Genomic DNA, 23,087 nt, shown 5'->3' with positions numbered 1-23,087 from the left:
AAAGAAACAAACCGTTGCGGATCAAGCGGAGACCCGAAATCTTTTGGCGGAACCGCGTAACCACCACTCCCCTTTTACAGAACATCCCAAACCAACGTCACGCGGTACAAAGCCCTAGTGCCCGGAGTTTCACGGGCTATTTTTTCAAAGAAAACGAAACCAGGGTGTCGTTGTTCCGGAAGCCGACATACTGAATCCTCTCCCCTGCTTTCACAGGTTTCAGTTTCCGTATCTCGCCTTTCAGGCAGGCGCCGGAATCTTTGTTGGGCACGGCGGTGAAAGCTCCCTTGCCATTGCCCAATAGCAACGTTCCATAGCTAGCATCATAGCGGCCCATCTGGATGTTGATGGGATAAAAATTACCAGCCACAAAAACATCGAGGTTGCCATCATGATTAAAGTCTTCCGTGACAGTTGCGTTGACCGTTGAAAATTGTGCAGACGAAGGAAGTGGCTTCACCACAAACTTTCCGTTGCCTTTGTTCTCCACATAGGCGCTCTCGAACGTGAACACCTCAAACAACTTCGCCTTCTTCAAAGTGTCTTCGTTGAAAATGTCTTTGAAGGTGGCCGCTGCGAATTTGTTTGATGACAGGTATTTCTTTTTCAGTCCTGGCATCTGCTTCACCATTTCATCGCGGGTGTAGTAGGGATATTCTTTTCCGTGCGTGTAGTGTGTCAGAATCTGTTCGGAACTTCCGTTGGCATCGAAGTCGGAATAGTACATTCTGACGGGCTCTGTCAGCGACGTCTTCAGAGTGGAGTTCAGTCCGAGATTTCCGGCAATGATGTCGAGGTCGCCGTCTGTGTCGAAATCGGCCAGCGCCACATGGTTCCACCATCCGTTCGATTGCTCAAGACCCGAACCGGCCAGTGATAGCGGAGAAAGTTTTCCGCCAGTGTTGATCAGTATGGTCACCGGCTTCCACTCGGCCGCCAGTATTAAATCCTCGTCCTTATCGTTGTCGATGTCGGCCCACACCGACTGTTTGATAAAACCAAAATGTTTCAGTGCCGGGGCAGCCTCGGCGGTCACGTCGGTGAAGTTTCCTTTGCCGTCGTTTTGAAGCAGATAGTTGTCGGGCTCTTCGCCGTATTTGTAGGGAATGGTTCGCACGGCAATAAACAGATCAAGGTCGTGGTCGCTGTCGAAGTCGCTCACGCTCACCGACGATCCGGTGATGTACATTTCCGGAAGGCCTTTCGAAGCGGCAAAAATTCCCTTGCCATCGTTCGTATAAAGCTTGGGTTGACGATGAACCGAGTTGCCTGTAAATTCATTGCCGCCCGTCACCACAATCAGGTCCTGGTCGCCATCGCCGTCCACATCGGCAAAGGCTGCGTCCACGTCTTCCTGCACACTGTCTTGCGCAAACACTTTTTGCACCGAGTTGAGAAACGTGCCTTGTTTGGTTTGAACGTAAAGCTCCGAAGTTTGCCATTTGGCACCGCCAATAAAAATATCGTCGAGGCCATCGTTGTTCACATCGCCCACCGCCGCCGCCGGTCCTTCGGCCGACAGCATGTGTGGCAACAGGGCTTCACGCGTAAACTCCACGAACTTGTTTTCCTTATGCACAAAATCAATTCCCAGCGCAGCCGTGGTCTCTTCGAACAATGGCTTTGCATGGTGAAAGGCACCGTAGTCAAATTTGCTTTTCGCGTTTTCCTGAGCCACTTCCAGCACCTGATCGGTTTTTACATTTTTCAAAACTTCACAGGCATCCGTGGGCCACACCACCACCACCGAGTCGATGGTTATATTTTGTCCTGTGCCAAAAATCATACGGGTGTCTACCGCGCTTTGGTAGCCTCTCACGGGTGTACATTCCTGCAGTTGAACTTTGCCACCGTGGTACAGAAAAACTTTTGTGCCCAGTCCATACAGGTTGCCTGAAGCACCCTTCAGCACAACCTTGAGCGAATGGTTTTGCTGAGCCGCTTTGTTTTTATCGCGGAAAAGGTTTTCCATCACAAAAGCTTCGTCTTCCACATTGTTGGTCACCAGGTCAAGGTCGCCATCGTTGTCCAGGTCAACATAGGCAGCTCCATGAGAGTAGGAGATTTTGTCAAGACCCCATTCAATAGCTTTATTGGTGAACGTTGAGTCGCCGTTGTTGCGGTACAGGAAATTGGCCAGCTTGATCTTGGGCATCTTTTCAATCAGCTTCAAATGTTTCTCGCTCAGGTTGAACTTGATGGCATCCTGAATGGAGTCGGTGGTGATGAAGTTGATATAGTCCAGATCGTTCGAACGGCGCAGAATGCCGTTGGAGATGAAGATGTCCTTCTGCCCATCGAGGTCAAAGTCGGCAAACAACGTAGACCAACTCCAGTCTGTTGCCGACACGCCTGCATAGAGACCGATCTCGCTAAAGGTTCCATCCTGATTGTTCAGCTGAAGGGCGTTGCGGGTGTATTGATAGTTGTAGCCGTAGCGAAGCTTGAAATCAAAAAGATCATAGGCATCTTCGGCAGCCGAAGCCTTCAGGATGAAGGGATCTTCGGGAAGCATGTCCATGGCCATGAGGTCGGGAAAGGCGTCGTTGTTAAAGTCGGCAAAGTCAACACCCATGGTGTAGCGGCTGGTGTGGTTCATTTGTTTCTCCAGCACTTCCTGAAAGGTTCCGTTTTTCTGATTGATGTAGAGATAGTCATTTTCATGAAAGTCGTTTCCGATATACACATCGGGCCATCCATCCATGTTCACATCGCTCACCACAATACCCAGCCCGTAGCCAATGGCATTGTCGAGGATGCCCGAGGTTTTGGTCACGTCAAGAAAATGACCGTCGTCGTTGCGCATCAGTTTGTCCCCGGCGAGTGGATGTGATTGGTACTTTAAGTTTTTGGACATGCCAAACGTGCCGTTCTCGTGCAATGAGTGATTCAGCATAAACATGTCGAGGTCGCCATCGCGGTCGTAGTCGAAGAACGATGCCTGTGTGGCAAAGCCCACCAGGTCAAGCCCAAACTCCATGGCACGGTCCGTAAATTTAGGAACGCCGTTGGCGTCGTTGCCTTCGTTGATGAACAGTTGATTTTTTCCTTTGAAGATGAGGTAGTCGCCGAGGTATCCAACATAGATGTCGAGCTTGCCATCGTTGTTCACATCGGCCATGGTCACGCCGGTGGTCCAACCGTGAAACCCTTCCACGCCCGACTCCTGTGTGATGTCTTTGAACTTGAAGTCGCCCTGGTTGAGATAGAGCTTGTTCGGGTCTTGGTTGGCGGTGAAATAGATGTCGGGCAAACCGTCGCCGTTCACGTCGCCAGTGGCCACGCCCCCGCCGTTGTAGAAATACATGTAGTTGAATATGTTGAACTCAACACTTTCTTTCAACACATTCCTGAAGGTGATCCCCGATTCAGACGACGGCACAAACCTGAACTTCTTGTCATTCTTTTCAGAACAAGCCATCAGGCAACCCGCTATCAGGAAGAGAAATCTATACTGTATAAAACTCCTAAACATCACTTGTTTTCTTTATAAAATTTTATCGAATCATTGTTTCGCACAAAGGCCACCACATTGCCGACGCGCGTTCGCAGCCGCACGATGTGACGAACCTGTCCATTCAGTTTTATGCCCGATTGTTGGGAATGCAATGGCGTGAAATTACCAGCACCGTCGCCCGTCAACACAAGACCATGAAGAGCGTCATATCGTCCCACCTCTGGCTTCACCGAAAATAGATTTCCGCCCAAAATAAGGTCAGGCTTTTTGTCGTGGTTCACGTCCGCCACATCAATGGCAAACACCGGCGAAAATTGTGCCTGCACGGGCAACACCTTTCGCTCAAAACCTTTCGCACCCTGGTTCATCAACACCAGTGTGTTGGGCTCATTAAAGTTGAGACGCGTGGCCTTCTCCAACAGCACAGGATCAAAAATGTCTTTAATGGATTTCTGCGCGTAGTCCTTGTAGTAGACAAATTTCTTTTTCAGACTGCTCATCTGCCTGATCATATCCTGACGCAACGCAAACGGGACTTCTTCTCCGCTCTCATTCTGAAAAGCAAAGATGGGTTCGATCGAACCATTCTGATCAAAGTCGTTTACATAGAGCGTGATCGGATGCTCCACAGTAGGTTTGAATTTTGAATTTCTTCCCAGGTTACCCAACACAAAATCTTCGTCGCCATCGCCATCGAGATCTGCCGACGTAATGGTGTTCCACCAGCCTTCGGTTTTTTCGAGGCCGGGAATGTTGTCAACCTTTGTAAGTTTCTTGCCGTCGTTTTGAAAGAGCGTTGGCGACATCCAGTCTCCAACCAAAATCAAATCCGGAAAATCGTTGTGATCATAGTCGAACCAGCGCGCGTCTGTCACCATGCCGGCATGTTTCAACTGCGGTGCCCAGGCAGCGGTGGCATCTTTGAAATTCCCTTTCCCATCGTTCAGCAGAATAAACTGATCGCACGCCAGACCGTAGTAGGAAGGCAGCATGCGCGTGCCCACAAACAAGTCGAGGTCGCCGTCGTGATCGATGTCAACCGGCTTCACACAGCTTCCTGCCTGATAAATGGCGGGCATACGTTTTTCTGTTTTCACAAACTGCGGCACACCTTTTTTAAGACCCTGGTTCTCATAGAGAATGTCGAGCAACGGAAGACCCAGAGAGGCTTGTTCCGACCCACTGGTCACCACATAAAGGTCGAGATCCTTGTCGCCATCAAAATCAAAAAACACAGCGTCCACAGCATCCGACAACGAGTCGGCTTCAAACAACGCTGGCTGATGTTTCTCAAACTTACCCGACGGTTGCTGAACATAGAGTGCACCGGCATGACCCACCGATCCGCCCAGATAGAAGTCGTCAAGCTTGTCGTTGTTCAAATCGGCCACGGCAAGCGCCGGTCCTTCGGTAGAGAGCATGTGATACAACAGCCTGTCGCGATCAAATTCATTGAAGTCGTTTTCAATATGTTGCACTGTCGTGTCGGCAATTTCAGCAAACAAAGGCTGCACCTTCTTTGCAGACTTTATTTTTATTTCTTTAGCGTTGGCGTGATCGAGTACGAGCTTCTGATTGGTTTTTACGTCGCGCAAGATTTCCAATTTGTTGTCGGGCCACGTAACGGTTAGGCTATCCACAGATGCAAGCGTTCCGGTTCCAATCACCATGGTGTAGTCCATGCTGGATTGAAAGCCGCGAATGGGCATGTTTTCAAAGTAGATGATCTGACCCTTGGCAAAGGCCTTCACTTTTGCCCCCAGACCAAACGTGTTCTTGTCCGTGCCTTTAAAGCCGATGCGCAACGACGTGTTGTGCAGCAACGAGTCGGCGCGGTTTTGATAGACAAAGAGCTCCTGGTTCACATTGTTGATAATCAGATCGAGGTCACCATCGTTGTCAAGGTCACCATAGGCTGCGCCGTTAGAGAAACTCGGTTCGTCCAGGCCCCAGGCTTTTGACTGATTCTTGAATTCAAAATCGCCCGATTGCACAAGCATGTAGTTGCTCATTTTTTGCGAGGGCATTTTGTCTACAAACTCCTTAAAGTCCACTTTCTTTCCTTCAATGGCCGAGCGCATGTTTTCGCTGCTTCCCAAAAACTCAACAAAGTCCTGATTGATGAGATCTTTATAAATGCCGTTGCAAACAAAAATCTCCTTGTTCGAGTCATTGTCAAAATCCGAAATGAGCGCCCCCCAACTCCAGTCCGTCGCCGACACGCCGGCGAGTTGCCCTATTTCACTGAAGGTGCCATCGCCTTCGTTCAGGTGCAGCATGTTGCGCATGAACTGATGATAGTATCCATTTCGAAGACGAAGTTGATAAACATCATACGTCTCGAACGCCACAAGCGTCTTGAGGCGATAGTCTTCTTCGGGAAGCATGTCGGTAGAGAAGATATCGGAACAACCATCGTTGTTGATGTCGGCCAGGTCTGCTCCCATCGAGAACATGCTGAGGTGGCCCATGTATTTTTCTATCTGTTCAGAGAATGTGCCGTCGTGGTTGTTGATGTAGAGGTAGTCGCGCTCGTAGAAGTCGTTGGAGATGTAGAGATCTGGCCAGTTGTCCTGATCGATGTCGCCCACGGTCACGCCCAGGCCAAAGCCAATAACGCTGCCATAGATGCCCGCGGCCTCACTCACATCCACAAACTTGCCATCGTCGTTGCGGTAGAGTTTGTGGCCACCCAACTCGTCGCGTTGATGGCGCAGGTTCTTGTAGCCGAGTGTCGAAACCGGGCGAAAGGAGTTATTGAGAATGTAGCAGTCGAGGTCGCCGTCTTTGTCGTAGTCAAAAAATGCAGAGTGTGTGGTGAAGCCTTTGTCGGCCAGTCCAAATTCTTCGGCGCGGTCGGTGAAGGTGAGGTTGCCGTTGTTGATGAACAGCTCGTTGCCGCGATTGCCGCCCTTCACGTCGCCCGAGTTGCTTACGTAGATGTCGAGCCAGCCGTCGCCATTCACATCGGCAATGCTCACGCCCGTCGACCAAGATTTGGCTCCGGCCACACCGGCTTTGCGCGTAATGTCTTCAAACTTCAGGTTTCCTTTGTTGATGTAGAGTTTGTTTTCCCCCATGTTGGAGGTGAGGTAAACATCGGGCAATCCGTCGTTATTAAAATCGGCAATGCCCACGCCACCCCCGTTGTAGAAATTCCGGTACCGAAAAACATCAAGATCCGCCTGCGAGGTCAAGGTGTTTTGGAAGTCAATCCCGGTTTGTTGGGGGGTGAGCAGTTTGAAGAGGGTGTTCGGGTTCTTTTTCGCTGCTTCTTGCTGACCGCCACAGGCGCACAGCCCCACAAGTATGATTACGTAAAATTTCCACATCTCATTTGTGTCTTTAGAAGACGGAAAAATAAAAAAAGAAGGCAAGTAAATCGAACTTGCCTTCTTTTCTTTTCATTTCAATACTCCTTCAGAACTTATTTTGCTCCAGCGTAACCAGAATTCTGAGTCAAGTTAGGATTGGAGTCAATGGCTTGTTGAGGAATCGGAAAGAGCACGCGATAACCATCAGCGTTGTCCTTGTCCTGCCAGGTCTTTCCAAAAGATCCAAAGCGAACAAGGTCTACACGACGGTAGCCTTCCCAATATAATTCACGTCCACGTTCATCGAGCAATGCGGCTTCATCGAGTGAGCCAAGGGCAGATGCGCCGCGCGATGCACGCAAATCGTTAACCAGTTCCAATGCGGTCTTATCGCCCGAGCCACCACGCAAAATGGCCTCCGCCTTCATGAGGTAAATATCACTGTATCGCAACAGGATATACTGACCTTTATCCGAGGGATGGTATTTGATTACACGAATACCTTGCTCTGTAGACGCACCAACAAGAGGAACCTCGGGAGTGAACGCCAACGGCTTCTTGCTACGAGAGTTGATCACCTGTTCGTTCTTGTCGTTGTATTGCTGACCTACTAGAAAGCCCCTGGCAATACCCGAAAATTCCGTTCCATCGGGTGTTGGATATCTGCCACGACGTTCGTCGTTTGCATCAAATTTTCCATAGAAGTCGGCAAGTGTTGCAAAACCATTCCATCCATCAGGTTTGTTGTCATAATGCAACGTCATCCGATATCTGTTTTCGGGCGTGCCCGAAGAACTGGTGAAGATAATTTCCTTCGAGGCGTTCTTTGAGAAGTTCATGAAATAGTCATCCTCAAAAGAGTAACCTTCGTCGGTAACTGCGTCGACATATTCCACTACCTTATCCATGTCTGCTTTGGCAAACGTATAGGGACCTTCCGGCACCTCGGAGAGATAAACGGCCTTGTTCAGGAACACTCTTGCCAGCATGGCATTTGCGGCGGCCTTTGTGGGCACAAAGTTTTGTGGGTCCGGGCCTTTCGAAGCAAGATTGGGAAGCGCTTCTGTCAAATCCTTCACAACAAATTCCAGGGCTTGAGAACGTGTGAATACCTGGGGATTCACGTCAACTCCTTCTCCGTAGTTTCTGAAGGGAACTTGTCCAAACAAGTCCATCACATGCCACATAAAGAAGGCTCTCAAGAACTTGGCTTGCGCTGCCTGCTCGGGCGACGGTTTAGCCGCCAGAATCTGATTGCACTTGTAAACCCGTTGGTTCAACTGGTTCCAGGCACCTAAGACATAGGCGTGGGTAGGATCCCAGGTGTGCTGATACAATTGTCTCCACACACCATTATCGCCCCAGTCCGTTCCACGGGTTGGTGGAATCATTTCGTCGGTTGTGTGTTCATAAAGCGAGTATATCCCGGCTTGATCGGTGATCGAGCCGATATCTGATTTATAGATCGCATCGAGGAGAGCTGCCGGATCCAAATTCTCGCTAGCGCCTCCGGAACCTACAATCACGGAATCCGTTTCTGCATTCTTCAAATCTGTACATGCTGAGAACATGAGCGTCGCACCAAGCAAGCCAGACAAAAAAGGTTTTGAAAAAATTCTCTTATTCATAATACAATCAAGTCTTGGTTAAAAGGAAGCGTTTACGCCAAATGTAAATGTTCTGGATCTTGGGTAGGATGTATAGTCAATATTCAAGGAAGGAACTCCATCCAATGATTTATTGGTATTCACCTCAGGATCTTGACCGGTGTAGTTTGTTATCACAAAAAGATTTTGTCCGGTAACAAAAACACGTAAAGACTGCACTACCGTATTAGCCACAGGTATGTTGTAGCCAAGCGTCACGTTTTGCAAACGCACAAATGAACCATTTTCCAGGAATCTTGTGGAAACGTCAGGCGAGTTCAATCGTCCCTCTCCATTACCCACAACATCCTTCGTGGTATTTCTGCCGTTGGCCAGCGCTCCTGCTGTGAAGAACGCATTGGCTGTATTGTTATAGAGATAATGTCCGAACTGACCGTTCAGGAAGACACTAAAATCCCAGTGCTTATACTTCAAGTTGTTGGTTAAACCAGCATTCGCTTTGGGAATAGGGCTTTTGCCAACGAACTTCTGACGATCGTCGTTGTCGCGGTACTGCGCGATTCCATTTTCATTGTAGCCAACAAAGTCACGAACAAACCAGGCAAACAGCGGCTGATCGCCGTAGATCCGTTGGGCATAAGCGCCGCTAAGACCTTGTCCGTTAATTTGACCGGTGTTGATGATGCCCGTGTAGTCTTTAACCATGTTGCTGTTAAAAGCAGCATTTGCTACAACAGTCCATTTGAAATTGTCGTTGGCAACCACATCGCCTTCGAGAGAAATCTCAATACCTTTGTTAATCACCGATGCATCAACATTGGTCCAGTAGAAACTTACTGGAGAAGGTTGTGCAACAGAGATCTGCAAAAGCAGGTCATTTGTTTTCTTGTGATAGTAGTCAAGGCTACCTCTCAATCTGTTCTCAAAGAATCCATAGTCGATACCCACGTTAAATTGAGAAGTAGATTCCCACTTCAGGTTGGGATTGTCTTGCGCAACATCGCCAATACTACCCACCTGAATGTCGCGTGTGTTGTTCATGCCCCAATCGCCAAACCGTTGACGTTTGTCATACAAATTGTGGGGGATGTCCTGGTTACCCGTAATGCCATAACCTACACGCAAATTGAGGTCAGAGAATGCCTTAGGGGTGAATTGCTCCTCTATGATTCTCCATTTCACAGCAGCGGAGGGGAAATAGCCGTATTTGTTATTGCCACCAAATTTGGTTGAACCGTCGGCTCTTAACGTGGCGGTGACAATGTATTTGTTGCTCAAGCCAACATTCACGCGGCCAAAGTATGATTGCAATTCGTCTGTTACGTTAGACGAGTTTGTTCCAACAGCACCAACTTTATAGCCGGCAACAGGATCGCCTGTGGGCTTTTGATCGGCCGATGCAAAGTTGTTGATCATCATATCCAGGTCGCTCGTTTTGAAGTTTGCGAATTGATAGGCCGCTGTCGCTTTGTTGAATTTTTGGTATGAATAACCAATCATGGCGTTTATGCTTATATCGCCGGCTTTCTTGTCATAGGTGAAATAGTTTTCCCAAAGATCGTTGCTGGTCTGAATGTCGTTGATGAACAATCTTCCACCCGCATCTTTTACACCCGAAACGAGCAAATCTTTCGAAAGTGCTGTCTTTCTTGTTGACATGGAGCGGTCGAAGCCGACAACAGACTTGAAGCTAAGGTTCTTTACAATCTGTACTTCGGCTGAGATATTTCCCAATGCGCGAAGCGTGTTTGTGTTGTCACGCGTGTAGGCAAGAATCGCCGCCGGGTTAGGCTCGTTTGTGCTGATCTGGTTGAACGTGCCGTCCGGCTTTCTCACGGGGAGAGTGGGATTAGCCTTTAGTGCAGAGCCTAACAAATCGCCTTCAAAACCGGAATTATCTGTGATGGGAGCACCACTATCTTTGGTGTTCGACAATGTCAATTGCGTTGATATTTTCAATTTGTCATTGATGAAACTCTTGCTGCCATTAAATCTGGCTGTGTAGCGCTTCAAGCCTGATATGCGCACAATGCCTTCCTGATCCATGTAGCCAACAGAAAATCTGTAGTTACTGGTTTTGTCACCGGCACCAAACGAGAGATTGTGTTGGTGGGTGACGGCGGTGCGTAAAATTTCATTTTGCCAATCGGTGTTTGCCCCGCCATCCAGCGCTGCGGCCGCTGCGGGTGTGTTGAAAGACGTATAGGCAGCTAAGAACTCGTCGCGATTCAGGAGGTCGTATTTCTTGGTGATTTTTCCAACGCTTAAGTTATAGGAATAATCAACAGAACCTTTGCTTCCGCCTTTGCCTGACTTTGTAGTGATCAAGACAACACCGTTTGCTCCTCTTGAGCCATAGATAGCCGTGGCCGAAGCATCCTTCAAAATGTCAATGCTGGCAATGTCGTTTGGGTTAATAAAGTTCAGAGGATTTCTGGCGGAACTCATGCCAAGGCCTGCTCCTGATCCTCCACTGGTCACGTCATCGCCCGCGAGTGGCACACCGTCCACAACGAACAAGGGATTTGACCCCGCGCGCACAGACGACGTTCCCCGAATGCGGATGTTCACTCCAGCACCTGGTTCTCCACTAGCCGATGTAATTTGTACACCAGCCGCACGTCCTTGAATAAGTTGTTCCGGAGATGAAATTACCCCACCGTTGAAGTCGCCCGGCTTCAACGAAACCAGCGCGCCTGTTGCATCTTTCTTTTCGATCTGACCATAACCAATAACCACCACTTCGGAGAGCGCCGTCACATCTGGCTCAATAACAATGTCTACAGATGACCTGCCTCCTACTGCTACCTCCTGGGCCTTAAAACCCACGAATGAAAATACCAGCGTTGATTCGTTTCCGACTGTGATAGAGAATCTCCCCTCCACATCGGTAATCGTTCCATTGCTTGTTCCTTTTTCAACAACGTTCACTCCCGGCAAAGTGCCTCCATCCTCTGAAGAAGTCACTTTCCCTGTCACAGTCTTACTTTGCGACCAGGCCACAGTCGAGGCCAGGACGAGTAAAACCGCCAGATACCTGCTTAGGCACAGATAAAATTTTGTCATACGGTTTTTGTTTGGGTTAGAAATAAATAAGAGGTCCAACAAGGGGTACAAATCCTCATTAAATCTCCATCGTAAGGTACTAGAAAGTCCGCCAGAATTAGTCACAAAAAAGCGAATATTTTTATAGGAATCGAAACCGCAAACGTTTCCTAAAATTAAAATATCCAATTTTGCGTGTATTGGTGACGTTTCGACTACCCCCAACCCGGCGGCGGATCCCGTGGGACACGATTGTCGTTTTGGGATTTTTCAGGCACTCTAGTGACACATTTATCAATCGTTTGCGGAGATATTCAAAAAATTGCGCAACGAATTGCGGTGATTGTCTCCAGTATTTTTAAACTTGCAGTATGAAGTACAATCAGGTAACCATTAAAGACATTGCCCGCGAGTTGGGCATCTCTCCTTCCACTGTATCACGGGCATTGAAAGATCACCCGGATATCAGCCCCCAGACCAAGAAAGCGGTGAATGAACTGGCGGAGAAACTCAACTACCAGCCCAACATTGTCGCCCTGAGCCTGCGCCAGAGCAAAACCAATACCCTGGGCGTTATCATCCCCGAACTGGTTCACTTCTTCTTCTCCACAGTAATCAGCGGTATTGAAGACGTGGCCTACAGCGCCGGCTATAACGTTATCATCACCCAATCCAACGAATCGCTGCAGCGCGAAAAGACCGACATCAAGGCGCTCTTTAATAGCCGTGTGGATGGCATGCTCATCTCCGTGTCGCGCGAAACCAGTTCGTTCGAGCACATCGAAAGCATTCTCGCCAAAGGCGTGCCCATGGTGTTCTTCGACCGTGTATATGAAAACGCCAACTCCAGCACCGTCATCGTAGACGACCTGAGCGGCGCCAAAGAAGCTACGCAGCATTTGATCGACCAGGGCTGCCTGCGCATTGCCCACCTTGAAGGCCCTCCAAACCTGGGCATCACCAAACAACGCCTCGAAGGATATCTCGAAGCCTTGAAAGACAATAACGTGGCCGTAGATAAGGACCTCATTGTATCCTGTCCACTTGGAACCATCGAAGAAGGAAAGGCCGCTACCGAAATCCTGTTGAAATCGTCCAAGCGTCCGGATGCCATCTTCGCCACAAACGACCCTGCCGCTATGGGTGCCATGCAGGCCATCAAGGAAGCGGGGTTGAAAATTCCGGAAGACATTGCCGTGGTTGGTTTCAGCAACTGGTTCTTTAGCGCATTGCTCGAGCCACCGTTGACTTCGGTTGATCAGCCCGGTTTTGAAATGGGCCAGGAAGCTGCCAAGCTGTTGATCCGCCAGATCGAATTCAAGTCGAAAGACAACGAAGATCCTGCGCCGGAAACAAAAGTGCTCAAAACACGCCTCATCGTGCGCGACTCTTCCCTGAAAAAAGGAAAAGCTAAAAAATAAGCGTTGATCCATTCAACCAAAAGCATACGCAGCGACAACCTCGCTGCGTATTTTTTTATAGCCGAAATCGTTTCTTGTGATCCGGGCTCCTGCGAAGTATAGGGGTTCTTCAGTATATTTACTCAGGGCGTAACCGACAACTCCAGCACATGGCAAAAACCTCACAGAATTCTCTCAGCCGTTCTCTCGGCACATTGAAGCAATGGACAAAAATTACGGGCGGGCTACAGGGCGAAACCGATCACGGAAGCTTCCGTCTTCTGGTCTACAACGCCCACACGCTGCGCATCAGTGTGACACCCGATGACCGGGGATTCGAAGACTTTTCGTATGCCGTGGTGGGCACGCCGGAGGCAACTGAGTTTCAGGTTTCGGACGAGGCCCAGGCATTGATTGTTACCACCCCTGCCCTACGCGTGGTCGTCTCCAAGCACCCGGTGCGTTTCACCTTTCAAACAACCGACCTCGCCATCATCAACGAAGACGATGTCGCGTTTGGCACTAGCTGGAACGGCGACCAGGTAACTACTTATAAGAAATTGCAGGATGGTGAACGCTTCATTGGCCTTGGCGAGAAAACAGGCCCCCTCGACCGCCGCGGCCAGGGATACACGAACTGGAACACCGATAGCTTTGCCTATTCAACAGGCACCGATCCCTTGTATGTCACCATTCCATTCTACATCGGACTTCATCATTCTTTGGCGTACGGGATATTCTTCGACAATTCGCATAAATCATTTTTCAACTTCGGCGCCTCCAACAACCGGTTCTCCAGCTTTGCGGCCGATGCCGGCGAAATGAACTACTATTTCATTCACGACACTTCGGTAGCCAACATCGTGAAGCAATACACCTTCCTGACCGGAAGAATGGAGATGCCGCCGTTGTGGAGCATCGGCTTTCAACAGTGCCGCTACAGCTACTATCCCGACAAGGAAGTGCTGACCCTGGCCAACACCTTTCGCGACAAAGACATTCCGGCCGATGTGATTGTGTTTGACATCCATTACATGGAGCAATACAAGATCTTCACGTGGAGCAAAAAGGATTTTCCCGACCCCAAAAAATTACTGGAACAATTGCGCGCCCTGGGCTTTCAGGTGGTGGTGATGTGCGACCCGGGCATTAAAGTGGAGGAAGGCTACCCGGCCTACGACGACGGCGTGCAAAAAGATGTGTTCATTAAATATCCCGATGGCACCAACTATAGCGGGCAGGTATGGCCGGGCTGGTGTCACTTTCCCGACTTCACCAACCCCAAGGCCAGGCAATGGTGGCAAGACCAGTTCCAGGACTACATCGACCTGGGCGTGGAAGGCTTCTGGAACGACATGAATGAAATTGCCACCTGGGGACACATGCTCCCCGAAAATATTGAAATGGATTTTGATGGCGACAAATCGTCGATGCGCCGGGGCCGCAACCTCTATGGTTTTCAAATGGCACGAAGCACCTACGAAGGAACCAAAGCATTACTGAAAGGCAAACGTCCGTTCAACCTCACCCGCTCCGGCTACAGCGGCGTGCAACGCTATGGCGCCGTGTGGACCGGCGACAATGTGGCCTACGACGAGCACATGATTATGGGCGCCCGCATGGTGTCTAACATGGGCCTTGGCGGCATTGCCTTTGCAGGCTATGATGTGGGCGGTTTTGTGGGCGATGCCAACACCCGGCTCTATGCACGCTGGGTTTCCATCGGAGCCTTCGCGCCTTTCTTCCGCGGCCATGCCATGATCAACAGTCGCGACTCGGAGCCCTGGGCCTATGGCGAAGAAACAGAACAGATCTCGCGCAACTACATCAAGTTCCGCTATCAGCTGTTGCCCTATATCTACAGCTTGTTCTATGAGGCTGTTCAAACCGGCATGCCCGTGCAGCGCGCACTGGTGCTGGACTATGCCTTCGATCATAAAATTTACGACGGACAGTTTTACAATCAATATCTCTTCGGACCATCCATTCTGGTTGCACCGGTAGAGAGCACGAAAGATCTGGCGAAAGTGTATTTGCCGGAAGGAAAGTGGTATTCACTCTACGACGGAAAGACGTTTCAAGGCAACGCCGAAATTATTGTGGAATGCCCGGTGCACCGTCTCCCCGTTTTTGTGAAAGCCGGCGCGTTGCTTCCCATGCAACCCACCATCAACCACACGCAACAAATTTCGGACACGCTTATTCTGCATGTGTACACCGGGGCCTCCTCGACCTTCTCATACTACACCGACGACGGCAGCACATTCGCGTATCAAACCGACGCCTATGCCAAACGTGAAATATCCTACGACGACAACCAACGGCAACTCCGGTTGGAAGCGTCGGAGGGCACCTATGCGGCACCGTGGAAAAATCTGGAGGTGATTGTTCACGGGTTGGAAAAAGGCGGCAGGCAAGTGCGCGTGAACAACGAAGACAAATCTTTGGAGCACCGCGTGAACCGGTTCTTTTCGCCGCTCGAAAAATTTGATCCGATCTATGATCCGGAGCCGGCACCGCAAGAAGATGTTCACGGTTTGTCGTTGCCTTATAGCAGCGGGGCTATCGTGATCCGCTGGTAACCGCAAAAAACTTCTTTGGGAATCTCAAGGGTTTTATAGACTTTAGTGTACGACCACAACTAAAGACCGGCGGCTGTTTTCGCAGTCGCCACCCTTGCCATGACCACGACCACCCTACCCGAACGCCCGCGCCTCACGCGCTTGCAAATCTGGAACATGAGCGTCGGATTTTTCGGAATCCAGTTTGGCTTTGCGCTACAGAACGGAAATGCATCACGCATCCTGGGCATCTTTGGTGCTGAGGTAGAGCATCTCTCCTGGTTCTGGCTGGCTGCGCCACTCACGGGCATGATTGTACAACCCATCATTGGATACTATAGCGATCGCACGTGGACGTCGCTTGGAAGAAGAAGACCTTATTTTCTGGCCGGGGCCATTCTGGCGGCAGGTGCATTGCTGTTCATGCCCAATGCAAATTTGCTGGTGAGCATCCTGCCTCCGCTATACGTTGGTGCGGGCATTCTGATGATGATGGATGCATCGTTCAATGTGGCCATGGAACCGTTTCGTGCATTGGTGGCCGACTTGCTTCCTTCTGAACAACGCACACTGGGGTTCTCTATTCAGACATGTCTCATCGGGCTTGGTGCCGTGATCGGGTCGTGGTTGCCCTACATCTTTGCAGAATTTTTTCAGGTGGAGAAGAATGCGCCGGTGGGTGAGGTTCCATTCAACCTCACACTTTCGTTTTATGTGGGTGCCGTTGTTTTTCTTCTCGCCATTTTGTGGACGGTGGTCACCACCAAAGAACATCCATCCGAAGATCATCAACATGCCAGCCACGGTTTTCGCTTTTCTGAAATCGTGCGCGATTTTGTTGGGATGCCCAGAACCATGAAGCAACTTGGGTTGGTACAATTTTTTTCGTGGTCGGCATTGTTCACCATGTGGGTGTTCACCACCTCGGCTGTGTCAACGCACGTGTATGGTTTGCCGGTGGGCGACAACAGTTCACCAGCCGCCCAGGATGCGGGCAACTGGGTGAGTGGCCTCTTTGGTATCTACAACGGCGTGTCGGCAGTGTATGCCCTTGTGTTGCCTTACGTGGCGTTCAAGCTTGGGAGAAAGATGGCCTATTCGCTTTCGCTTTTTGCAGGGGGCATTGGCCTTGTGTCGATCTATTTTGTGAGCGACCCTATCATGCTGATCTTTCCCATGGTCGGCATCGGTGTGGCCTGGGCGGCTATCCTGGCGATGCCCTACGCTATTGTGGCCGGCTCGGTGCCCATGCACAAAATGGGGATCTACATGGGTATGTTCAACTTTTTTATCACACTGCCGCAGATTGTGACGAGCCTGGCCGGCGGCCCTGTGGTGAAATACTTCTTCCACTCGCATGCCATATACAGCATCATGATGGCGGGGATGCTGCTATTCATCGCGGCGTTCTGCGTGCGGTTTGTGGACGACAAAGACGATGTGGTGCAGGCCGACCTGGATTAGTCAGGCCAATCCCCCCAACAGAAACCGAAAGATTACCCTCCTTGAAACGTATGTAATTTTTTCGATCAAAAGAGGGTCGCACTGGGGCGTTTACGCTATACCTAAGCTTACATTTTCACCAACTACTGACTACCTTTCGACATTCAAATACACAAAACATTTATGAACACAGGACGTGTACTGACCCTCCTATCACTCCTCACCCTTTTGGCTTGCAGTTCGGGAAAACAGGCTTTTGAACGTGGCGACTACTATGGCGCCGTGATGAAATCCGTTTCGAGACTGCGGCAAAATCCGGATCACTCCAAATCGCTGGAAACCCTGAAGAGCGCCTATCCCCTGGCGGTGGAGTACTTCGAAGGCGAAGCAAACAATCAGATCGCCTCCAACTCGGCCTTTAAATGGAAAAACGCCATCCAGTCCTACGATCAGATAAATGCCCTCTATGAAGCCATCCGGCAATGCCCGGGTTGCAAAAAGGTGGTGCCCAGTCCAAAAAACTATTACGCCGAAATTGGTCCGCTCAAAGAAAAGGCGGCCGACGAAAGCTATAACGCCGGCATCGACGCGCTCATGAAGGGGAACCGGATGGAAGCCCGCAAAGCCTTCTTCAACTTCTCGGATGCGCAGACTTTTGTGCCCGGCTATAAAGACGTGATCGAATATCTGGCGAAAGCCAAATTCGAGGCGACATTAAAAGTCGTTATCGAACAAATCCCGGTGCCGGCGCGCTACAACCTGAGCGGTGGATTTTTCCAGGATAAGGTGGAGGAGTTTCTGCATAACAACTATCCGGAACAATCCTTCATCCAATTCTACACACCGGAAGAAGCCAAGATTGCCAATCTGCCGGCAGCCGACCAGATCATGCGCATTCAGTTCGACGACTTCGCTGTGGGCAACACGCTGATGCGCGAGAAAGAAGAAACCGTTACGCGCGACAGCGTGAAGGTGGGCGAAACAAAAGTGAATGGCAAAGTTATCCCGGTCTATAACACGGTGAAAGCCAAACTCACCACCTATCGCAAAGAGCTATCGTCGAATGGCTTGCTGAGCATGGTGGTGGTCGACGCCAAAACCAACGGTGTGCTGACGCACCGTAAGTTTAGTGGCGAGTATGTTTGGGTGAGCCAGTGGGCCCGCTTCAACGGCGACGAACGGGCACTCACCGACGAGCAACTGAGAATTTGCAAGCTTCGCGAACAACAACCGCCTAACCCGCAGGATTTGTTTCTCGAATTCACGAAGCCTATCTACAATCAGCTTATCCCCTCCGTGAAGAGTTTCTACCAAAGCTACTGACCGGTAGCCTTAACGTTATTAAGGAAAGCACACCTGCATCCGGGGGTGCTTTTTTTTGTGGACCTTAGTAGCAAGACGAATCAAAGCATCGCATAACTTCAAATTGAAGCAAGCTCCGGGTTAGGATTCGGACGGACTATAAAAAACCAGAATGGAATTTAGCCGTATCGATTTGTGTTATGAATATACCCCCATGTTCAGGGGACCTTCTAAACATTTCGGGGATTTGTTGTGCCGGCGACAGTTTGCGAAATCCAACCAAACTATTTTGCACGTATCTAGGTTAAGTAAACAAATCACAACATATGCGATCCATCCTCATATCCTTAGCGCTTATTGTCCTGTTCGCAGGCATTTCGTGTGGTCAAAAAAACAAAACTGTATCGAAGAAAATGACAAATTCTATTCAAAAGGAAGGTCTGGAGCTGGCAACATTTGGCTCAGGCTGTTTCTGGTGTACCGAAGCGGTGTTCCAAAATGTTGACGGTGTTGAAAAAGTTGAATCCGGATATACCGGGGGCAAGGTGAAAAATCCTACCTATAAAGAAGTATGCAGCGGGTTGACCGGGCATGCCGAAGTGATCCGACTTACCTACGATCCCCAGAAGGTCACCTATGACGAGCTCCTGGAAATCTTCTGGAAAACACATGACCCTACAACATTAAACAAGCAGGGCAACGACGAAGGCCCACAGTATCGTTCGGTAATTTTCTATCACAACGATCAACAGAAACAGCTAGCAGAATCCTATAAAGCGAAGCTCACACAGGAACAGGTATACGACCGCCCCATCGTGACAGAGATCTCCCCTGCCGTTGAGTTCTACGTAGCCGAAGACTATCATCAAAACTACTACAACCTGAATGGTAACGCTCCTTACTGTGCATATGTTATCCAACCCAAGGTTGAAAAGTTTAAGAAGGTGTTTAAAGACAAATTGAAAAAAGAATGATTTTTTTTTCAACTACTGAAACCTACTCCCACGAGTGCCGTTAGTATTCCTTGAGTAGAGTAATTCTTCTCATAGGTTTAGGTTTAGGTAAACAAAAAGGCCCAGAGACGCTGGGCCTTTTTGCATTTATAGCCTTGAAGAAATGCAACCTTAAATTTTCCTTAACATTCAGAACACAACGAAGCGAAAGCGTAGAATCTTTTCCTCTATACAGCTTTCGCCTTATTTTCTTTCTCATGCTTGTTGCTATATTGCTTCTCCAGCATGTGAAGCTGTTGGTTGAGCAAATCGATTCTGATCAGCAGGTTCAGCACCAGTGCATCTTTCACCTTGGGACTGGGACTCGTTTTCATTTCTTCCTTCAGCACCATATACATGGCTTCTAGTTGTTGAAAATCCTGCGTGAAGCCATTAAGCCCTTCGTTCTTTTGAAACTCGTCAATCATCTCCACTTTTTCAGAGATCTGCTTCGTATAGAACGCTTCCACATCCTTGAAGTCGTTCGCGGCAACCTCGGTGTGTGCGGGCTTGGTTTGCACGCGCACTTGTTGCCAGAGCAGATAGCCGGAAAGAGCCATGAACACCACCGCAGCTGCGCGCCATAGTCCGACCGAATTCCATACGGATGTTCGCTTGCCTACCGCCGTAGAAACAGCGATATTTTTCCACACCTTTTCAGACGGCTCCTTATCATCGAAGGCCTCCCGGTTTTTCCTGACAAAATCTTCCAGCGCATCTTTCATAACATTCTTTTTTTAGCGTCCTCCCCTACTGGTGGATATTGAGCAACAAGGCTCGTAATTTACTTTTGGCGCGGTTCAACTGTGACTTTGATGTTGACTCGCTGATGTTCATAATCTCGGCGATCTCCTGATGATCGTAGCCCTCCAGCAAATATAGCGAGAGCACAGCGCGGTAGCCATCGGGCAATTGTTCTATTCCACGTTTCACACGTTCAACCGTCAATTCATCACCATAGTCAACGGGTGCCTCCTCCTCGGCAACATCCCACTGCTCGTCGTCGGGTATGGCCTCGTGTTTCTTTTTGTTGAGAGCGTTGATGGCCTTGTTCACGACAATGCGCTTCAGCCAGGCGCCAAACGACGCATCTCCGCGATAGCTGTCGAGGTTGCGAAAGGCGTTGATGAAGGCTTCCTGCAGCACGTCTTCGGCTTCCTCTTCGCTTCGGGTGATGCGATAGCCTACGTTGTACATGGCCCTTGAATACAGCTTATAGAGACGGTATTGCGCATCCCTGTCGCCGGCCTTGCAGCGCACAATCAGTTCGTAGTGAATGTTTAATCCCGGTTGATCCAAAGGATAAGCCTCGTCTTTAGTTTCTAAGGACAAGGTAGAAAGGAAATGGTTGCATGGGAACGAAGAAAACCGTGAACGGTCTATGGATTGGGTTGCTCCCGAACGGCATCGTCTGTCCGCACCAACCCTTTTTCGGCGGCGATTTTCAGGAGCAACGCCATGGCTTCCTCCTTGTCGTTCCGGATTTCGCCTTCCAGGATGGCTTCTTTGATCTGCTCCTTGATGTCGCCGATGATGCGCCCGGGCGGAAGGTTAAACATGACCATAATCTGGTCGCCGGTGACGGGAGGCTGGAAATTGCGGATGTGGTCCTTCTGTTCCACCTCGGCAATCTTTTGCTCCACCAGGTCAAAGTTCTTCAGGAAGCGATTCACCTTCTCCAGGTTTTTGGATGTGATGTCGGCGCGGCAGAGTGTCATCAACGCATCAATCGCGTCGCCGGCATCGAAAAGGAGACGGCGCACGGCCGAGTCGGTCACTTCTTTGGCAAGCGGAATGGGTCTCAGGTGCAGCCTCACCAGGTTTTGCACAAACAGCATGTGCTCGTTCATGGGGAGCTTGAGACGTTTAAAAATGCCGGGGGTCATCCGGGCGCCGCGGTCTTCGTGGCCATGAAACGTCCAGCCATGGTCTTTGTCGTAGCGCTTGGTGGCCGGTTTGGCGATGTCGTGCAGGATGGCAGCCCATCGCAGCCAGAGATCGTTCGATTCCTTGGCCACGTTGTCGAGCACCTGCAGCGTGTGAAAGAAGTTGTCTTTATGCGCCCGGTTGCCCACATATTCCACGCCGTGCAGCGCTACCAGTTCAGGAAAAAACTGCACCAGCAACCCGCTGTGAAACAGGAGCTTGAAACCGTAGGAAGGTGTTGGGCTTGCGATGATCTTGTTCAGTTCGTCGGTGATGCGCTCCTGCGACACAATTTTGAGGCGACCCGCCTGTGTGCTGAGGGCCTGGAACGTGTCGGCCTCGATGTCGTAGCCCAGCTGTGCGGCAAACCGAACGGCGCGCATCATGCGAAGGGGATCGTCGGAAAACGTGATGGCCGGATCGAGCGGGGTTCGGATCATTTTCTTGCGCATGTCCTCCTGGCCTCCAAAGGGGTCGATGAGTTCGCCAAAATCCTCGTGGTTAAGGCTGATGGCCAGGGCATTCATGGTGAAATCGCGGCGCTTCTGGTCGTCGTCGAGGGTGCCGTCTTCCACGATAGGTTTGCGGGAGTCGCTGCGGTAGGATTCCTTGCGTGCGCCCACAAATTCGAGCTCCAGATTTTCGAAACGGACCTGGGCGGTGCCAAAGTTTTTGAAGATGGCCACGTGCACATCCGGCCCCAGTGTGCGGGCCACCTCCTGAGCCAACCCGATGCCGCTGCCCACGCACACGAAATCGATGTCTTTGGAGGGGCGCTTCAGCAGCAGGTCGCGCACATACCCGCCCACCACATAGGTTTTCAGGTTGAGCCGGTCTGCCACGGCACCGATGCGCTTAAAAATGGGATGGTCTAGTGACGCAGCAAGATTCATTTGCGACAAAAAAAGTTTTCGCAAAGGTAGGTAACGATACGCGAATAGCTAGCTGGTCAGAAAAATCGCGACCAATCTTTTGTCCAGCGCCTGATGAAAAATGGACTGCCTCGGCCTAGTTCCAGAATCCGTCCTTGCTGTTGAAGGTCGGGCATGGAATGAGCTTATACTTTTTCTTCACGCTCTTGTTCGACGGCTTCGAATTGAATTCGTAGACGATCGATATTTCGTGCGCGCCGCCCGACGCCGTCTGCAATTCCGATACGGTGAAGTCGTAGCTGTAGCCGATGGTGAGGCTCTTGAAGTATAAACCCAGATAAAGAATCAACGCGTCTTGCGTGATGGTATTCACTACCGACTTCTGGAACGGTTTACCACGATACCAGATCCCTACTGAGATCGGATCGATGTGATAGTTCAACCCCAGGTCGAGCTGTGTGAAGCTACCCCCTTGCATGCGATAGATGAACGAGGGGGTTAGATAAGAAGCTCGTGATCTGTTGCGTACGTTGCCACTAAGATCCAGGCGCACCCCGCCGTGCACGGCCGTCTTCATGCCGAGGCGACTCACGTCGTTCAGCACCGAAAGGTTGGGTTGGTTCATGTGCATAAACGATGCCCCAAGCCAAAGGCTTTTGGAATAGAGCAGGAAGCCCGAACCAAAATCGAAATAGCTTTGACGACCGAGTTTGTTCAACTCAGGGTCAAGCGAAATGCCATCATACTCAAGGCCATCGCCCAACCTGAGTTTTGAACGATCGAGCCCGTTGGTGCCATAGCCAAACGAGAGGCCTGGCGAGAACACGATCTTTTCGGTGAGTTTGATTTTATAAGAATACAGCAGGCTGGCCGTTGTGGTGCGCCATCCGGCCGATCCCATTTTGTCGGTGGTGACCTGCACGCCGAACCCGCTGCGCAATTCGTTCACAAAAATATCATACGAGAAGGCAAAGGTCGAAAATGCCTGCGGCAAGCTTGGCCATTGGATGCGGTGGTTCAGCACCAAACGCTGCTGCGGCGTGATGCCCGTGAATCCCGGATTAAGGTAAAGCGGTGCCTGATAATATTGTGAAAATTGCGGATCCTGTGCATCCGCGGTAGTAAGACCAACCCAGACAAAAACGATGAGTAAAAGTTTTTTCATTCG

General features: G+C 50.2%; 13 protein-coding genes. 5 read left to right on the top strand and 8 right to left on the bottom strand.

The annotated features are described in order from the left end of the window. Window positions 1–136: 136 nt before the first annotated feature. The 4 genes from JI741_RS20470 to JI741_RS20455 form a co-directional block, all read right to left on the bottom strand. The gene (locus JI741_RS20470) at window positions 137–3,475 is read right to left on the bottom strand and encodes a VCBS repeat-containing protein (protein ID WP_202012969.1); all 3,339 of its coding nucleotides are present in this window, start codon (window positions 3,473–3,475) and stop codon (window positions 137–139) included. Next, window positions 3,475–6,789 (bottom strand): VCBS repeat-containing protein, encoded by a 3,315-nt coding sequence (locus JI741_RS20465; RefSeq protein ID WP_202012968.1) that lies wholly within the window; start codon window positions 6,787–6,789, stop codon window positions 3,475–3,477. The genes JI741_RS20470 and JI741_RS20465 overlap by 1 nt, the downstream gene beginning before the upstream one ends. Before the next feature lie 95 nt (window positions 6,790–6,884). Continuing rightward, window positions 6,885–8,399, bottom strand: a complete 1,515-nt coding sequence (locus JI741_RS20460) for a RagB/SusD family nutrient uptake outer membrane protein (RefSeq protein WP_202012967.1) — start codon at window positions 8,397–8,399, stop codon at window positions 6,885–6,887. Window positions 8,400–8,417: 18 nt separating this feature from the next. Then, on the bottom strand, window positions 8,418–11,444 hold the full coding sequence (locus JI741_RS20455) for a SusC/RagA family TonB-linked outer membrane protein (protein WP_202012966.1): 3,027 nt from the start codon (window positions 11,442–11,444) through the stop codon (window positions 8,418–8,420). A 350-nt stretch (window positions 11,445–11,794) separates the two neighbouring features. On the opposite strand from JI741_RS20455, the gene JI741_RS20450 reads away from it, so the two are divergent. From JI741_RS20450 to msrA, 5 genes are all read left to right on the top strand, one after another. Further along, the gene (locus JI741_RS20450) at window positions 11,795–12,844 is read left to right on the top strand and encodes a LacI family DNA-binding transcriptional regulator (RefSeq protein ID WP_202012965.1); all 1,050 of its coding nucleotides are present in this window, start codon (window positions 11,795–11,797) and stop codon (window positions 12,842–12,844) included. 149 nt (window positions 12,845–12,993) lie between these two features. Then, window positions 12,994–15,405, top strand: coding sequence for a glycoside hydrolase family 31 protein (locus tag JI741_RS20445; protein ID WP_202012964.1), 2,412 nt, complete (start codon window positions 12,994–12,996; stop codon window positions 15,403–15,405). Between the two features lie 99 nt (window positions 15,406–15,504). Further along, window positions 15,505–16,848 (top strand): MFS transporter, encoded by a 1,344-nt coding sequence (locus JI741_RS20440; protein ID WP_236676190.1) that lies wholly within the window; start codon window positions 15,505–15,507, stop codon window positions 16,846–16,848. Between the two features lie 162 nt (window positions 16,849–17,010). Continuing rightward, window positions 17,011–18,150: a hypothetical protein gene (locus JI741_RS20435; protein ID WP_202012963.1), complete on the top strand. Its 1,140-nt coding sequence runs from the start codon at window positions 17,011–17,013 to the stop codon at window positions 18,148–18,150. A 392-nt stretch (window positions 18,151–18,542) separates the two neighbouring features. After that, the gene (gene msrA / locus JI741_RS20430; protein ID WP_236676189.1) at window positions 18,543–19,103 is read left to right on the top strand and encodes a peptide-methionine (S)-S-oxide reductase MsrA; all 561 of its coding nucleotides are present in this window, start codon (window positions 18,543–18,545) and stop codon (window positions 19,101–19,103) included. 206 nt (window positions 19,104–19,309) lie between these two features. Here msrA and JI741_RS20425 read toward each other — a convergent pair whose 3' ends face one another. The 4 genes from JI741_RS20425 to JI741_RS20410 all read right to left on the bottom strand — a co-directional run bounded on the left by JI741_RS20425 (window position 19,310) and on the right by JI741_RS20410 (window position 23,084). After that, window positions 19,310–19,846, bottom strand: a complete 537-nt coding sequence (locus tag JI741_RS20425; protein WP_202012961.1) for a hypothetical protein — start codon at window positions 19,844–19,846, stop codon at window positions 19,310–19,312. 25 nt (window positions 19,847–19,871) lie between these two features. Beyond that, the gene (locus tag JI741_RS20420; protein WP_236676188.1) at window positions 19,872–20,453 is read right to left on the bottom strand and encodes an RNA polymerase sigma factor; all 582 of its coding nucleotides are present in this window, start codon (window positions 20,451–20,453) and stop codon (window positions 19,872–19,874) included. A 47-nt stretch (window positions 20,454–20,500) separates the two neighbouring features. Further along, window positions 20,501–21,940: a CCA tRNA nucleotidyltransferase gene (locus tag JI741_RS20415; RefSeq protein WP_202012960.1), complete on the bottom strand. Its 1,440-nt coding sequence runs from the start codon at window positions 21,938–21,940 to the stop codon at window positions 20,501–20,503. Window positions 21,941–22,055: 115 nt separating this feature from the next. Further along, a complete protein-coding gene (locus JI741_RS20410; protein WP_202012959.1) occupies window positions 22,056–23,084 on the bottom strand; it encodes a PorP/SprF family type IX secretion system membrane protein in 1,029 nt (342 codons plus the stop codon). Window positions 23,085–23,087 lie beyond the last annotated feature (3 nt).

The organism is Chryseolinea lacunae, assembly GCF_016735595.1.
GTDB lineage: Bacteria > Bacteroidota > Bacteroidia > Cytophagales > Cyclobacteriaceae > Chryseolinea > Chryseolinea lacunae.
The sequence above is the reverse complement of the archived record's forward strand: the minus strand, read 5'-3'. Positions and strand labels throughout refer to the sequence as shown.

Bases quoted from the DNA above. Each gene is read 5' to 3' on its own strand.
- JI741_RS20470 (WP_202012969.1), bottom strand. From the start codon at position 3,475: ATGTTTAGGAGTTTTATACAGTATAGATTTCTCTTCCTGATAGCGGGT.
- JI741_RS20465 (WP_202012968.1), bottom strand. From the start codon at position 6,789: ATGTGGAAATTTTACGTAATCATACTTGTGGGGCTGTGCGCCTGTGGC.
- JI741_RS20460 (WP_202012967.1), bottom strand. From the start codon at position 8,399: ATGAATAAGAGAATTTTTTCAAAACCTTTTTTGTCTGGCTTGCTTGGT.
- JI741_RS20455 (WP_202012966.1), bottom strand. From the start codon at position 11,444: ATGACAAAATTTTATCTGTGCCTAAGCAGGTATCTGGCGGTTTTACTC.
- JI741_RS20450 (WP_202012965.1), top strand. From the start codon at position 11,795: ATGAAGTACAATCAGGTAACCATTAAAGACATTGCCCGCGAGTTGGGC.
- JI741_RS20445 (WP_202012964.1), top strand. From the start codon at position 12,994: ATGGCAAAAACCTCACAGAATTCTCTCAGCCGTTCTCTCGGCACATTG.
- JI741_RS20440 (WP_236676190.1), top strand. From the start codon at position 15,505: ATGACCACGACCACCCTACCCGAACGCCCGCGCCTCACGCGCTTGCAA.
- JI741_RS20435 (WP_202012963.1), top strand. From the start codon at position 17,011: ATGAACACAGGACGTGTACTGACCCTCCTATCACTCCTCACCCTTTTG.
- msrA (WP_236676189.1), top strand. From the start codon at position 18,543: ATGACAAATTCTATTCAAAAGGAAGGTCTGGAGCTGGCAACATTTGGC.
- JI741_RS20425 (WP_202012961.1), bottom strand. From the start codon at position 19,846: ATGAAAGATGCGCTGGAAGATTTTGTCAGGAAAAACCGGGAGGCCTTC.
- JI741_RS20415 (WP_202012960.1), bottom strand. From the start codon at position 21,940: ATGAATCTTGCTGCGTCACTAGACCATCCCATTTTTAAGCGCATCGGT.
- JI741_RS20410 (WP_202012959.1), bottom strand. From the start codon at position 23,084: ATGAAAAAACTTTTACTCATCGTTTTTGTCTGGGTTGGTCTTACTACC.